The sequence below is a fragment of the Microbacterium sp. T2.11-28 genome (genome assembly GCF_950097975.1).
GTDB lineage: Bacteria > Actinomycetota > Actinomycetes > Actinomycetales > Microbacteriaceae > Microbacterium.
Map to the genome: position 1 here is coordinate 505,748 of NZ_CATNHF010000001.1, position 14,212 is coordinate 519,959.

Sequence of the window (14,212 nt, forward strand, 5' to 3'; positions counted from 1 at the left end):
CTCCACGCTAGCCGCCGCGCCCGACACCCGAGGGTGTCGTAGAGTCGGAGTGGCGCGCGAGATCGCACGCCGGAAAGGCAGTCACCCGTGGAGATCCGCATCGGCCTCGCGAACAGCCCCCGCGAGCTCAGCTTCGAATCCGAAGAGGCGGCCGACGCCGTCAAGAAGGCCGTCACCGACGCTCTCGAGTCCGGCACCGGCCACCTGTCCTTCACCGACGCGAAGGGCAACTCCTACGTCGTCCCCACCGCCGCGATCACCTTCGTCGAGGTCGGCACCGACCACTCGCGCCGCGTCGGCTTCGTCGCCTGACATGCAGATCATCATCGCGCTGGTGTTCGGCGCCGGCGTGGGCGGGCTGCTGCACTACCTGCAGCCCGGGCGGGACGTGCGCGGTGCGGCGCTCGCACCCGTCGTCGGCGCGTTCGCCGGTGCGTTCGTGTGGATGGTGCTGACCTGGCTCGGCGTCACCACGCTGAGCCCCTGGCTGTGGCTCGTCTCGTTCGCGGCCCCGCTGGTCGTCGTCCCAGTCCTTCTCGTCGTGCTGACGCGTCTGCGCGCCTCGCACGATGCGCGCGAGCGCGTGCGTCTCGGCATCGCCTGACGCAACCCGCGCGACGCCCTCACCGAGCCGACACGCCGCGTGCGAGCCGACACGGTACGACGCGCACCGAGCTTGTCGGCTCGCGCGGATCTTGTCGGCCCGGCACCGTACCGCCGGCACCGTGCAAGCCGGACGGCGCGGGATCAGGCGTCGAGGCCCATGGCGGCCATGCGACGCGAGTGCGCGCCGAGCAGCTCGGTGAACACCGGCTCCACGCGCTTCTCCTCGGCGGCGTCGAGGGACTGCGGGCGCAGCGCGCCGCGCGCGATCAGCAGCGTGTCGCCGACCAGCCGCCGGCCCCACAGCGCCAGCAGCGACCGCCATTCGGCGTCGGCGGCGATGGCGTCGGTGACGATCCCGACGAGTGCATCCCGCTCGTCATCGCGGTCGAGGATGCCGGCGACGCGCCGTCCGGTCGCCCCGTAGCTGGCGGACAGCGCCCGGTAGAAGTCGTCGAGCATGCCCGCGGTGATGTGCACCGACAGCATCGTCTCCAGCGGGCGGGCGCCGTGCGTGGCGCGACGGAAGGCGTCGAGGGGCTCCCGGAAGGGCAGCATGAGGTCGAGCGGATCCTGACCGCGCTCGCGGATCAGGTCGAGCAGCGCGCGGTGCTTGAGGAGCGCCGATCCGGCGGCGAGGGTGAGCGATTCCTTCTGCGTCAGGTCGGGCGTCGGGGCGATGAGCTCGCTCAGCGTCTCGAAGTAGCCGAGCTGCAGATACGCCGCCTGGCCGAGGAAGGTGTCGACCTCGGGCGCGAGCTCCTCGAAGTCCACGCGCGACACGTCGCCGTGATCGCCCCGGGAGCGCACCTTCAGCGTGCGCTCGGGAGCGCGTCCGCGTTGCCAGAACCACCTCACCACGGGTACAGCCTAGGGCGCCCCGCCGCGGCGCGCGGGGACGCCTCGCGAGGCCTCGCGGGGGCGCTGGGCTAGGCTGGGTGCGTCCCGGCGTCGGATCGGGACCCCGCGCCTGTGGCTGAGTGAAGGGCGTGGACCTCATCACCCGGCGGCTTCTCACCGCCAGACAGGCATGGAAACGTGACGACTTTCGCGGACCTCGGAGTCGATCAGGACATCGTCGACGCCCTCACCACCAAGGGCATCGTGGACGCGTTCCCGATCCAGGAGCAGACGATCCCCCTCGGACTGCCCGGTCAGGACATCATCGGTCAGGCCAAGACGGGCACCGGCAAGACCTTCGGCTTCGGAATCCCCGTCGTCCAGCGTCTCGGACTCGACCCCGCGCCCGGGGTCAAGGCCCTCATCGTCGTGCCCACGCGCGAGCTCGCCGTCCAGGTCTACGAGGACATGGACATGCTCACCTCCAACCGCTCGACGAGCGTCGTCGCCATCTACGGCGGCAAGGCGTACGAGGGCCAGATCGATCAGCTCAAGGCGGGCGCGCAGATCGTCGTCGGAACCCCCGGGCGCCTCATCGATCTGAACAACCAGCGCCTCCTCGACCTGTCGAACGCGACCGAGGTCGTCCTCGACGAGGCCGACAAGATGCTCGACCTCGGCTTCCTGCCCGACATCGAGAAGATCTTCACCAAGGTCGCGCAGGTCCGCCACACCCAGCTGTTCTCGGCCACCATGCCCGGGCCCATCGTCGCGCTCGCGCGGCGGTTCATGTCCAACCCCATCCACATCCGCGCCACCGACCCGGACGAGGGCCTCACCCAGGCCAACATCCGCCACCTCGTGTACCGCGCGCACTCGCTGGACAAGGACGAGGTCATCGCCCGCATCCTGCAGGCCGAGGGCCGCGGCAAGACCGTGGTATTCACCCGCACCAAGCGCGCGGCGCAGCGCCTCGTCGACGAGCTGAACGATCGCGGATTCAACGCGGGCGCGGTGCACGGCGACATGAGCCAGGAGTCGCGCGAGCGCTCGATGGCGGCGTTCAAGGCCGGCAAGAAGGACATCCTGATCGCCACCGACGTGGCCGCCCGCGGCATCGACGTCGACGACGTCACACACGTCATCAACCACACCATCCCCGACGACGAGAAGACGTACCTCCACCGCGCCGGCCGCACCGGTCGCGCCGGCAAGACCGGCATCGCGGTCACCTTCGTCGACTGGGAGGACCTGCACAAGTGGGCCCTCATCAACCGGGCGCTGGAGTTCGGTCAGCCCGAGCCCGTCGAGACCTACTCCTCGAGTCCTCACCTGTTCGAGGACCTCGACATCCCCGCCGGCACGCGCGGGCGCATCACGACCGCTCCGCGGACGCAGACCGTGCGCACCCAGCAGCCGGCGCGCGCGGCCGATGCCGCCGCCGGCGACACGACCGAGGGCGGCAGCCGTCGCCGTCGCCGTCGCCGCACCGCGTCCGGCGAGGGTCGCGTCGGCGCGACGTTCACCGAGGGCGCCGCCGACACCGGCGCCGGAGCGGGCTCGACCGACGGCGGCAGCGACCGCTCGGCCGACGGCGCCGGCACCCACGACGGTGCCGGCAAGGAGCACCACGACGGCAAGCCCGCCCCGGCGCGCCGCCGTCGGCGTCGTCGCGGCGGCTCCGGCTCAGGCGTCCCCGTCGCCGGCGCCTGACTCCGGCCCGGTCGACGGCGTCCGTCGCCGATCGTCGTCGACCGCTCGCGGCGGGTACACCCACGTGACCATCACCACCGAGATGATCATGAGCAGGAACCACGAGCCGAGCTTCGACGGCGACACGGGCTGCCAGCCGTCCAGCTGGTCGGGGTACAGCCACGCCCCGGCGCCGGTGCCGATGTTCTCCGCGAGGTAGATGAACAGCGCCACCCCGGCGAAGGCCGCCAGCACCGGGATCCGGATCACCCGGCGCCAGACCCGCGCGTGCATGATCGTCGGCAGCCACAGCGCGATCACCGCCGCGAACAGGAGCACGCGCGCGTCCCACCAGAAGTGGTGGGTGAAGAAGTTGGCGTACACGGCGATCGCGACCACGGTCGTCGCCCAGACGGGCGGATAGCGACGGAACCCCAGGTCGAACAGCCGGTGCACCCGCACGAGGTAGGAGCCCACGGCGGCGTACATGAAGCCGCTGAACAGCGGCACTCCCCCGATGCGCAGGATGCCGTCGGCGGCATACGTCCACGACCCGGCGTCGGTCTTGAACACCTCCATGGCGGTGCCTGCGATGTGGAAGAGCACGATCACCCACAGCTCGCGCCCCGTCTCGAGGCGGAAGGACACCATCGCGACCTGGATGAGGACCGCCGCGACGGTGAGGGCGTCGTTGGGCGCGACCGCGGCGTCGTCGGGCCACCAGACGCGCACCACGACGATCACCACGAGCAGGCTCGCACCGAACACGCACGCCCAGGCCTGCTTGACGACGAAGACGGCGAACTCCACGAGGCCCGCGCGCAGCCCGCGCGCCGGTGCCCGCGCGAGCAGCCGGTGCGCGGCGGCGTCGAGGCGGCGCTCGAGCGGGGTCGGCTGCTGCATCCTCCGACCGTAGCCGCCGCGCCGCCTCTGCGTCGCCGGCGTCAGGGGTAGACGGGGGCGCTCCCGCTTCCGAGGGCGATGAGCCGGGCCACCATGTCGTCGGCGGTCGTGTTCTCGCCGGGCAGGTTCGGCTTGCCGAGTCCGTGGTAGTCGCTCGAGCCGGTGACGAGGAGATCGTGCCGCTCGACCAGGGTCCGCAGGCGGGACAGCGCGGGCTCCTGGTTCTCCCGGTGCCCGAGCTCGTACCCGGCCAGTCCCGCGGCCAGCATCTGATCGGTGAGGCGTGCCGGCAGCAGCCCCGCGCGGCCGGCGGGATGCGCGACGACCGCGACGCCGCCCGCCGCCGTGACGGCGGCGACCGCGGTGACGGGGTCGGGGGCGTAGAGGGCGATGTAGTAGTCGCTGGCCGGGTGGAGGATCCCGGCGAACGCCTCACCGCGGTCGCGCACGAATCCCTTGGCCACGAGCGCGTCGGCGATGTGGGGTCGTCCCACGGTCGCCCCGGTGGCGGTCTGGGCGACGATGTCGTCCCAGTGCAGGTCGTAATCGCGCGAGATGCGGTCCGCCATGCTGCGGGCACGGCTGAGGCGCGAGTCGCGGATCCGGTCGGTGAGGGCGCGCAGCACCGCGTCGTCCGGATCGAACAGGTAGGCGAGCACGTGCACGCTCCGCCACTCGTGGCGCGCCGAGAGCTCCATCCCCGGGATGAAGGTCATGCCGAGTGACGTCGCCGCCTCGGCCGCCTCCGCCCACCCGGCCGTGGTGTCGTGATCGGTGAGGGCCACCGTGCGGAGCCCATGGCGGTGCGCAGCGGCCATGACCTTGGCCGGGGGCTCCGTGCCGTCGGAGTGGTCGGAGTGCAGGTGGAGGTCGCTCGGGCCGACGAACCGCCGACCGTCCGATCCCCGTCCCGGGACCCGGCGCTGAACGTCCGACGGCATCCTCCGAGCGTACCGCGATGCCGCGAACTCTCAGCCTGCTGACATAGAGTCGGCGGCGTGCTGCGGTTGCTCGGAATCCTCGTGACGGTGGTGTTCGCGATCGCGGCGGCACTCGTCACCTGGCCCCAGTTCTTCCGCCTCGAGCGCACCTTCCCCCTGGCCCAGATCGTCTCGCTGCGCGGCGCCCTCGCCCTCGCCTTCGGACTGATCGCCCTGCTCGCGCTGCTGCTCTGCATGGCCCGCACCGCCCGCGCCTTCGCCGCCTCGCTGCTGGCGATCGCCCTGGTCGCCGGCGGCGCGAACGCCGCGATCCTCCTCTCGCGCGGCACCGGATCGTCCGCCCTGCCCGAGCGCACCGAGCAGTCCCTGCGCGTCATGACCTGGAACACCGCGGGCGCCGCCGCCGACCCGGCGGTCATCGCGCGCACCGCCGTCGCGATGCAGGCCGACATCGTCGCCCTCCCCGAGACGACGATCGAGACCGGCGAGGAGGTCGCCGTCGCGATGCGCGAGATGGGCCACCCGATGTGGGCCCATCACGAGGACTTCGGCGAGCGGGAGGACTACCCCGACTGGGACGCCAACTCCACCACTCTCCTCATCTCGCCGGATCTCGGCGACTACGCCGTGGTGGAATCGACCTCGGCCGGGACCACCAACACGTCGGCGGTGCCGAGCGTCGTCGCGATGCCCATCGACGGCACGGGCCCGATCGTGGTCGCCGTGCACGCCGTCGCGCCGCGGCAGGACGCGATGGCCGCGTGGCGCGCCGACCTGCAGTGGATCGCCGACCAGTGCGCCGCGGACGACGTCATCCTCGCCGGGGACTTCAACGCGACCGTCGACCACATGGACCGCCTGGGCGTCGACGGCGGGACGATCGGGCGCTGCCGCGACGCCGCGAGCGCGACCGGAAGCGGTGCGGTCGGCACCTGGTCGACGACGTGGCCGCCTCTTCTGGGGACGCCGATCGATCATGTGATGGCCACCGAGGCATGGACCCCGGCGGCGTCGGTCGTGCTCACCACCCTCGATGACGCGGGCAGCGACCACCGGCCGCTCATCGTCCAGTACGAGCGCGCCGAGCCCTGACCGCCGGCCCTCGGGTCACGTGCTCGGGGCGGGAGCGGCCGTGAAGTGCGAGACTGGATCACATGAGCACGAGCGACAGCGACACCATCGCCGACACCCCCTCGGACGCGGCAACCGCCGAGCCCCAGCAGGCCGCCGAGCCCCAGCAGGCCGCCGAGCCCCAGCAGGCCGCCGAGCCCCAGCCGACCGCCGAGCCTCAGCCGACCGCTGAGCCTCAGGAGAACGCCAACCGCAAGCAGCCGTTCCCGCAGGGCTTCCTCGACACCATCTCGACCGGCTGGGCCGAGCGCCCGAGCGCCACCCCGGTCGAGCGCGCGCAGGCGCCGTACGCCGCCGCGCGCCGCCGCGCCGTCTCCGCCGAGTTCCCGGGGCGACGCCTCGTGATCCCCGCGGGCTCCCTCAAGCAGCGCTCCAACGACACGGACTACCCGTTCCGCGCGCACTCGGCGTTCGCCCACCTCACCGGCTGGGCCGCCGACGCCGTCCCCGATTCGATCCTCGTGTTCGACCCGACCGACGACGGGCACGACGCCACCGTGTACCTCCGCGAGCGCGCCGACCGGACGACGGCGGAGTTCTACGCCGATGCGTCGGTGGGCGAGTTCTGGATCGGCCCCCGCCCCGCGCTGGAGGGCGTGGCGAGCGATCTCGGCATCGCGACCGCGCACCTCGACGACTTCGAGGCCCATGACGACGACGTCGTGCTCGACGAGGACGCCGAGCTCGCCCGCTTCGTCTCCGAGCTCCGGCTCGTCAAAGACGCGTACGAGATCGAGCAGATGCGCCTCGCCGTCGACGTCACCGCACGGGGCTTCGACGACATCGTCGCCGACCTCCCGCGGATCATCGCCACGCCGCGCGGCGAGCGCGCGGTGGAAGGCGTCTTCCACCACCGCGCCCGCGTGGAGGGGAACGGCGAGGGCTACGACACGATCGCCGCCTCCGGGCCGCACGCGTGCTACCTGCACTGGACGCGCAACGACGCCCCTGTCGTCCCGGGCGACCTCATCCTCATCGACGCCGGGGTCGAGGTCGACAGCCTGTACACGGCCGACATCACGCGCACGCTGCCGGTGTCGGGCACCTTCACGCCGATCCAGCGCACGATCTACGAGACGGTCCGCGAGGCGGCCGACGCCGCGTTCGCCGCCGCGCGCCCCGGGGTCACCTTCCGGTCCGTGCACGAGGCGGCGATGAAGGTCATCGCCGCGCGCGTCGCCGAGTGGGGGCTGCTCCCGGTCAGCGCCGAGGAGGCGCTGGATGCGACCTCCGGCGGACAGCACCGGCGCTACATGGTGCACGGCACCAGCCACCACCTGGGCATCGACGTCCACGACTGCGCCCAGGCGCGGCGCGAGATGTACTACGACGGTCTGCTGGAACCCGGCATGGTCTTCACGATCGAGCCCGGTCTGTACTTCCAGATCGACGATCTGACGGTGCCCGAGGAGTACCGCGGCATCGGCGTGCGCATCGAGGACGACATCCTCATGACCGAGGACGGGCCGGTCAACCTCTCCGCAGGGATCCCCCGCACCGCCGACGACGTCGAGGCGTGGATCGCCCGGCTGACCGCGTGAGCTACACCGCGCCGGCAGCCTTCACGACCCGCCCGCAGCTGGAGGGCTCGCACGGCTTCGCCGCCTCGACGCACTGGCTCGCCACCGGTGCCGCTCAGGCCGTCCTCGAGCGCGGCGGCAACGCGTTCGACGCCGTCGTGGCCGGCGGGTTCGTCCTGCACGTGGTGGAGCCGCACCTGAACGGTCCCGGCGGCGACCTCGTCGGGATCTTCCAGGCGGCCGGGGCGCCGGATCCGATCGTCCTCATGGGTCAGGGTCCCGCTCCCGCCGGGGCGACGATCGAGCACTTCCGCGCAGAGGGCCTGGATCTCGTCCCGGGCGCGGGGGGCCTCGCCGCGGCGATCCCCGCGGCCGTCGACGCCTGGCTGCTGCTGCTGCGCGACCACGGCACGCTCGAGGTCGGCGACGTCCTCGCCGCCGCGAGCGGGTACGCCCGCGAGGGCCATCCCCTGCTCCCGGCGGCCGCCGCGACGATCGGACGCGTCGCGGACCTGTTCCGCCGGCACTGGCCGACGTCGGCGGACCTGTGGCTGCCAGGCGGCGAGGTTCCCCGCGCCGGCGACATCGTGCGCAACCCCGCGTACGCCGAGGTGCTCGAGACGCTGATCGCCGCGGGTACGGCCGGGCAGACGCGCGAGGAGCGCATCGACGCCGCCCGGGCGGCCTGGCGACGGACCCTGCACGACGCCGTCGACTTCCTCGCCGTCCCCCACCGCCACTCCTCCGGGACGGACCACGCCGCGGTGCTGACGGCCGGCGACGTGGACGGCTTCTCGGCAGGCTACGAGGACGCCCTGACCGCGACCTTCCGCGGCTTCACCGTCGCGAAGTCCGATGCGTGGGGACAGGGCCCCGCCCTGCTGCAGGCGCTGCGCATCCTCGAGCCGCTTCCGGATGAGCGCCTCGACCCGTCCACCGAGGAGGGCGCGCACACCGTCGTCGAGACCCTGAAGCTCGTGCTGGCCGACCGCGACGCGCACTTCGGCGACGGCGTCGACACCGCGCCCCTGCTCGCCGACGCCTACATCGCCGAGCGACGGGCGCTCCTCGGTGCGACGGCCTCGCGCGAGTGGCGGCCCGGATCCCCCGCGGGCGCCGCACCCCACCGCCCGCCGCTGCGTGAGGAGCAGGGCCGCACCGCCGGCACCGGCGAGCCGACCGTCGCCGTCTCGGGGCGCACCCGCGGCGACACCTGCCACATCGACGTCGTCGACCGCTGGGGCAACATCGTCGCCGTGACGCCCTCGGGCGGCTGGCTGCAGTCCTCGCCCACCGTCCCCGGACTCGGATTCTGCCTGGGCACGCGGCTGCAGATGTGCTGGCTCGATCCCGCCTCCCCCTCCGCGCTGCGGCCCGGCGCGCGCCCGCGCACGACCCTCACCCCGACGCTCGTCCTCCGCGACGGGGCGGCGGTGATGGCGCTCGGCACGCCCGGCGGCGATCAGCAGGACCAATGGCAGCTTCCGATGCTGCTGCGCATGCTCGTCGGCGGCTACACCGCGCAGCAGGCGATCGACGCGCCGACCCTCCACACGACCGCGATGATCGACTCGTTCTGGCCGCGCACGTGGAATCCGGCGGGCGTGGTCGCGGAGGACCGGCTCGGCGACGGCGTGCTCGACGGCCTCGCCGCGCGCGGGCACGACGTCGTCCGCGCGGGCGACTGGTCGCTCGGCCGGCTCTCCGCCGTCGGCATCGACGAGGTCCGCGGCGTGCTGTGGGCGGCCGCGAACGCGCGCGGGATGTCGGGGTACGCGGCCGGCCGCTGAGCGCGGCGCCCGCTCACGCGGAGGACAGCCGCCGGCCGAGCCAGGCGACGACGGGCGCCGCGAGGCGGGCGCCGACCTCCGCGGCCGGCCGCTTGGCGCCGGCGACCTCGAAGGAATGACCGCCGCCGTCGATCCAGAACACCTCGGCGTCGCGGCACGAGGCCACCACCTCGTCGAACTGCGTGAGCGGCTGGATGAACGGGTCCTTGGAGCCCTCGACGAACAGCTGAGGCGCGGCGATCGCCGGAAGGTGCGCCGCCCGCACCTTCAGCGGATCGCCGGGCGGATGCAGCGGGTAGCCGAGGTAGACGAGCGCCGACGGATCGATGCGGCCCTCGGACGCGGCCATCGACGCCATGCGGCCGCCGTACGACTTGCCGGCGGCGACGGCGGGGATCCCCGGCAGCTGCCGGCCGGTCTCGGCGAGGACGGCCTCCCACGTCGCGGCCGCGTGCGCTGCGGGACCGGGCATCCGCCGACCGGCCTCCACGTAGGGGAAGTTGAACCGCAGGCACGCGACCCCCGCCTCGCGCAGCGCGTCCGCGAAGCCCGCGAGGAACGGATGATCCATCCCCGCACCCGCACCGTGGGCGAGGGCGACGACCGCCGTCGGCGAGGCGGGGGCGCTCCACGCGATCGTGACCGGCGTCGCCCCGGCGGGGAGGGCGACGGGGATCGTGCTCACGCGACCGGGTTCGCCGGAGGCGCGGGGTCCTCGCCGGGTTCGCCGGGATGCGCCGACGGCCCGGGCTCCGGGTGGGGCGCGGGAGCCGGGGCCGGATCGATGCGCTCTCCGTACTGCGGCGGGACGGAGGGATCCACCGCCGGCGCGGGCGGCGCGGCCACCGCCGCGGGGGCGCCGAGGATCTCGCGCGCGCGGCGCAGCGACCGCGGCAGGACCGTGACCTCGTAGTGGTCGGCGATGAGCTGCGTGATCGACGTGTAGTCGCGACGACGACGGAGCACCGAGTAGGTGATGATGCTCATCAGCATGCCGATCGCGATGCCGACCAGCATGACGCCGACGAAGAGCTGGATCGCCGCGTTGGGGGTGCCCAGCACGAAGATCGCCGAGAACAGCAGGCCGAGCAGGATGCCGTTGATGGCCCCCTGACGCGCCGCGGCGGCGTAGCCGAGGCGACCGGTGACCGTCTCGACGGAGCGGAGCCCCCGGCCCACGATCGCGATGTCCTTCGCGGGGATCTCGGCGGCGATGAGGCGCGAGACGCTCTTCTGCGCGCCCTCGTACGAGGGGTACTCGGCGATGGTCTCGCCGTGCTCCTGGGGGGTCCCGCCCATCATGCTCACGCGGTCCATCTTGTCACGCCGGGCTCGGAAAGGCCCGAGTGCGACAGACCGGCCGCGCACGGGCGCCCCGCGGACACGCGCACTACGCTGGTCAGGTGAGTACGCAGCGGGTTTTCGTCGCGCGCCTGGTCGGGTGCGCCGTCTTCGACCCCGCCGGCGACCGGCTCGGCAAGGTCCGGGATGTCGTCGTCATCTTCCGAAAAGACGATCCGCCCCGCGTCGTCGGCCTGGTCGTCGAGATCCCCGGGCGTCGGCACGTGTTCCTCTCGATCGGGCGCGTGACCTCGATCGCCACCGGGCAGGTCATCACGACGGGTCTCATCAACGTGCGCCGCTTCCAGCAGCGCGGGGGCGAGGTGCGGGTCATGGCCGAGCTCCTCGGCCGCCGCGTGTACCTGCGCGACGGGTCGGGACCGGCGGTCATCGAGGATGCCGCGATCGAACGCAACCGCCTGGGCGAGTGGGACATCGGGCAGCTCTTCCTGCGCCGCCCCAAGACCAGCGCCTCGCCGTTCGCGAAGGGCCCGACCACGTTCGCGCAGTGGAGCGACGTCCGCGAGGACTCCACGCCGGGCGAGGCGCAGTCCGCCGAGCAGCTGGTCGCCAGCTACTCCGAGCTCAAGCCCGCCGACCTGGCCAACACCCTGCTCGACCTTCCCGAGGAGCGTCTCCTGGAGGTCGCCGAGGAGCTCCCCGACGACCGCCTCGCCGACGCGCTCGAGGAGATGCCCGAGGAGGAGCAGGTCCACATCCTCGAGGCCCTGGGCGACGAGCGCGCCGCCGACATCCTCGACCAGATGGAGCCCGACGACGCCGCGGACGTGCTGGCCCAGCTTCCCGAGCAGCAGCGCGAGGAGCTCCTCGAGCTCATGGAGCCCGAGGAGGCCGAGGACGTCCGCGAGCTCCTGAAGTACGGCTCCGACACCGCCGGCGGTCTCATGACGAGCGAGCCGATCGTGCTGTCGGCCGACGCGACGGTCGCCGAGGCGCTCGCCCTCATCCGGCGCCACGAGCTGCATCCCGCGCTGGCCGCCGCCGTCTTCGTCACGCTGCCGCCGTACGAGACGCCGACGGGACGGCTGCTGGGCACCGTGCACTTCCAGCGGATGCTGCGCTATCCCCCGCACGAGCGGCTCGGCGCGATCATCGACGACGCGGTCGACGCCGTGCCGGTGACCGGTTCGGCCGCCGAGGTCGCGCGGCTGCTGGCCAGCTACAACCTCGTCTCCCTTCCGGTGGTCGACGCCGCGCACCGTCTGGTGGGCGTGGTCAGCGTCGACGACGTGCTCGACTACCTGCTGCCCGAGGACTGGCGCTCCCATGACGGCGACGCCGCTCCCGCACCCGCGACGGCGCGAGGGAGGCGATGATGGCCCGCACCCCCCGCCAGACCACTCCGCTGGACGCCCCGCTCGGACGCACGACCCGGCGCGCCCCGCAGCCGTCGCGCGACCGCTTCGGCCGCTTCACCGAGTGGATCGCCCGCGCCATGGGAACGCCGATGTTCCTCCTCATCCTGTCGCTGTTCTGCATCGGCTGGATCTCATGGAACACGCTGATGCCGGTCTGGCTCCGCTTCGACTCGCAGGAGTACGGATTCACCGTCCTCACCCTGGTGCTCTCCCTGCAGGCGTCCTACGCGGCCCCGCTCATCCTTCTCGCCCAGAACCGCCAGGACGACCGCGACCGCGTGCAGATCGAGCAGGACCGTCAGCGGGCCGAGCGCAATCTCGCCGACACGGAGTACCTGGCCCGCGAGGTCGTCGCGCTGCGGATGAGCATCACCGATCTCACGGGCGAGCTCGTGACCAAGGACGCACTGCGGCAGGAGCTCGCCCGGCTGATCGAGCAGCTCGACGCGCGCGAGACCGCCCCGACCGACGACGCGCGACCGTGAGCGCGGACTCCCCCGCCGACGAGGTGCGGCGGGCGGTCTCGGCCGTCATGGATCCCGAGCTGCGCCTGCCGATCGGCGAGCTGGACATGGTGCGCGAGGTGGTCGTGACCGGTGACGTCGCCGAGGTGGCGATCGCCCTGACGATCGTCGGATGTCCGGCCGCCGACCGGATCGAACGCGAGGTGCGCGCCGCCGCCGCGGGCGTCGCCGGCATCGGGCGGGTGGACGTCGCGGTGGGCGTCATGTCGCCCGCCGAGCGCGCCGCGCTCACCGAACGGCTGCGCGGCGGCCGGCGCCGGATGCCGTTCGGGCCCGAATCGCTCACCCGCGTCATCGCCGTCACCAGCGGCAAGGGGGGCGTGGGCAAATCGACCGTCACGGCGAACCTCGCCGTCGCCCTGGCCGGGCGCGGACTGGCCGTCGGCCTGATCGACGCGGACGTCCACGGCTTCTCGATACCGGCGCTGCTCGGACTCGTCGGCCCCGACGGACTCCCGCCCCAGCCGACCCGGGTCGACGACCTGATGCTGCCGCCGGTCGCCTACGGCGTCAAGGCGATCTCGATCGGGATGTTCCTCCCCCGGGGCGAGCGCGGCGGCGGGGCCGTCGCGTGGCGAGGACCGATGCTCCACCGCACCATCCAGCAGTTCCTCACCGACGTGTACTTCGGCGACCTCGACGTGCTGCTCATCGACATGCCCCCGGGCACGGGCGATGTGGCGATCTCGGTGGGCCAGACCCTCCCCCACGCGGAGGTCGTCGTGGTCACCACCCCGCAGGCCGCTGCCGCCGACGTGGCGATCCGCAGCGCGCTCGTCGCGCGTCAGACCGGTCAGAAGGTGGTCGGCGTCATCGAGAACATGGCCGCGATGACCCTGCCCGACGGCACCGTCCTCGAGCTGTTCGGTGCGGGCGGGGGCGCTGCCGTCGCCCAGGCGCTGAGCACCGACGGGGACGTGCCGCTGCTCGGATCGATCCCCCTCGACGCGCAGGTGCGCGTGGGCGGCGACACGGGCGCGCCGATCGTGGTCTCGCACCCGGACGATCCCGCCGCCCGGGCGATCCTGTCGGTCGCCGAACGGCTCATCGCGCGGCCTCGCGGACTCGCCGGCCGCGCGCTGCCCGTCACCCCCCGCTGATCAGGTGGCCTCGGAGTCGAACGGCACCGGGGCGTCGGGATCGCGACCCGGCCGGGGATCGGAGTCGGCGAGCGTGCCCGTCGGGGACGGCGCGACAGCGGGCGCGGCGACGACGGCCGGGGCGATCGCCGAGGCCCGGGACGGCGGTGAGGGGGTGTCGTCGAGGAGCGCGTCGCGGATGATCCGCCGCGGGTCGTACTGCCGCGGGTCGAGCTTGCGCCACTCGATGTCGTCGAAGTCCTCGCCCATCTCGTCCTTGACGCGGGAGCGCGCCCCGTTGAGCCAGTCGCGGGCACGCACGGTGAACTTGGCGAGCAGCTCCGCGTAGCGGGGAAGCTTCTCCGGGCCGAGCAGGAGCGCCGCCACCACGAGGATGATGACGATCTTCTCCATGTCGATGCCGAAGAACATGGCTCAAGGTTACCCGTGCGCCTCGGCCGTCACGGCG

Annotated in this window: 15 protein-coding genes; 9 read left to right on the forward strand and 6 right to left on the reverse strand. The window is 73.0% G+C overall.

Going from position 1 to position 14,212, the window contains the following annotated elements:
• Positions 1–87 precede the first annotated feature (87 nt).
• Positions 88–312 carry a DUF3107 domain-containing protein gene (locus QQZ13_RS02505; RefSeq protein ID WP_284527545.1) on the forward strand — a complete coding sequence of 75 codons (225 nt, stop codon included), beginning with the start codon at positions 88–90 and terminating at the stop codon, positions 310–312.
• 1 nt (position 313) lies between these two features.
• Positions 314–604: a hypothetical protein gene (locus tag QQZ13_RS02510; protein ID WP_284527546.1), complete on the forward strand. Its 291-nt coding sequence runs from the start codon at positions 314–316 to the stop codon at positions 602–604.
• A 143-nt stretch (positions 605–747) separates the two neighbouring features.
• Here QQZ13_RS02510 and QQZ13_RS02515 read toward each other — a convergent pair whose 3' ends face one another.
• A complete protein-coding gene (locus QQZ13_RS02515) occupies positions 748–1,464 on the reverse strand; it encodes a ferritin-like fold-containing protein (protein ID WP_284527547.1) in 717 nt (238 codons plus the stop codon).
• A 177-nt stretch (positions 1,465–1,641) separates the two neighbouring features.
• Here QQZ13_RS02515 and QQZ13_RS02520 point away from each other — a divergent pair, with 177 nt between their 5' ends.
• Positions 1,642–3,156 carry a DEAD/DEAH box helicase gene (locus QQZ13_RS02520; RefSeq protein WP_284527548.1) on the forward strand — a complete coding sequence of 505 codons (1,515 nt, stop codon included), beginning with the start codon at positions 1,642–1,644 and terminating at the stop codon, positions 3,154–3,156.
• Here QQZ13_RS02520 and QQZ13_RS02525 read toward each other — a convergent pair.
• Positions 3,130–4,038 carry a DUF817 domain-containing protein gene (locus QQZ13_RS02525; RefSeq protein ID WP_284527549.1) on the reverse strand — a complete coding sequence of 303 codons (909 nt, stop codon included), beginning with the start codon at positions 4,036–4,038 and terminating at the stop codon, positions 3,130–3,132. The genes QQZ13_RS02520 and QQZ13_RS02525 overlap by 27 nt on opposite strands.
• Before the next feature lie 41 nt (positions 4,039–4,079).
• Positions 4,080–4,979, reverse strand: a complete 900-nt coding sequence (locus QQZ13_RS02530) for a PHP domain-containing protein (protein WP_284527550.1) — start codon at positions 4,977–4,979, stop codon at positions 4,080–4,082.
• Positions 4,980–5,036: 57 nt separating this feature from the next.
• Here QQZ13_RS02530 and QQZ13_RS02535 point away from each other — a divergent pair, with 57 nt between their 5' ends.
• From QQZ13_RS02535 to QQZ13_RS02545, 3 genes are all read left to right on the forward strand, one after another.
• The gene (locus QQZ13_RS02535; protein ID WP_284527551.1) at positions 5,037–6,071 is read left to right on the forward strand and encodes an endonuclease/exonuclease/phosphatase family protein; all 1,035 of its coding nucleotides are present in this window, start codon (positions 5,037–5,039) and stop codon (positions 6,069–6,071) included.
• Between the two features lie 62 nt (positions 6,072–6,133).
• On the forward strand, positions 6,134–7,651 hold the full coding sequence (locus QQZ13_RS02540) for an aminopeptidase P family protein (protein ID WP_284527552.1): 1,518 nt from the start codon (positions 6,134–6,136) through the stop codon (positions 7,649–7,651).
• Entirely contained in the window at positions 7,648–9,420 is a 1,773-nt protein-coding gene (locus QQZ13_RS02545; RefSeq protein ID WP_284527553.1) for a gamma-glutamyltransferase family protein, read from the forward strand. Before QQZ13_RS02540 ends, QQZ13_RS02545 begins: the two co-directional genes overlap by 4 nt.
• Positions 9,421–9,433: 13 nt before the next feature.
• Here QQZ13_RS02545 and QQZ13_RS02550 read toward each other — a convergent pair whose 3' ends face one another.
• Together QQZ13_RS02550 and QQZ13_RS02555 are read right to left on the reverse strand one after the other, a co-directional pair.
• Positions 9,434–10,096, reverse strand: a complete 663-nt coding sequence (locus tag QQZ13_RS02550; protein WP_284528011.1) for an alpha/beta family hydrolase — start codon at positions 10,094–10,096, stop codon at positions 9,434–9,436.
• Positions 10,097–10,101: 5 nt separating this feature from the next.
• Positions 10,102–10,722 (reverse strand): general stress protein, encoded by a 621-nt coding sequence (locus QQZ13_RS02555; protein WP_284528012.1) that lies wholly within the window; start codon positions 10,720–10,722, stop codon positions 10,102–10,104.
• A gap of 101 nt (positions 10,723–10,823) precedes the next feature.
• On the opposite strand from QQZ13_RS02555, the gene QQZ13_RS02560 reads away from it, so the two are divergent.
• The 3 genes from QQZ13_RS02560 to QQZ13_RS02570 are packed head-to-tail and all read left to right on the forward strand — an operon-like array spanning position 10,824 to position 13,764.
• Positions 10,824–12,098 carry a CBS domain-containing protein gene (locus QQZ13_RS02560; RefSeq protein ID WP_284527554.1) on the forward strand — a complete coding sequence of 425 codons (1,275 nt, stop codon included), beginning with the start codon at positions 10,824–10,826 and terminating at the stop codon, positions 12,096–12,098.
• Entirely contained in the window at positions 12,098–12,625 is a 528-nt protein-coding gene (locus QQZ13_RS02565; protein ID WP_284527555.1) for a DUF1003 domain-containing protein, read from the forward strand. Before QQZ13_RS02560 ends, QQZ13_RS02565 begins: the two co-directional genes overlap by 1 nt.
• Entirely contained in the window at positions 12,622–13,764 is a 1,143-nt protein-coding gene (locus tag QQZ13_RS02570; protein WP_284527556.1) for an Mrp/NBP35 family ATP-binding protein, read from the forward strand. Before QQZ13_RS02565 ends, QQZ13_RS02570 begins: the two co-directional genes overlap by 4 nt.
• Here the strand turns inward: QQZ13_RS02570 and QQZ13_RS02575 are convergent, their stop codons facing one another.
• Positions 13,765–14,175 (reverse strand): Sec-independent protein translocase TatB, encoded by a 411-nt coding sequence (locus QQZ13_RS02575; protein ID WP_284527557.1) that lies wholly within the window; start codon positions 14,173–14,175, stop codon positions 13,765–13,767. It lies immediately after the preceding gene.
• Positions 14,176–14,212 lie beyond the last annotated feature (37 nt).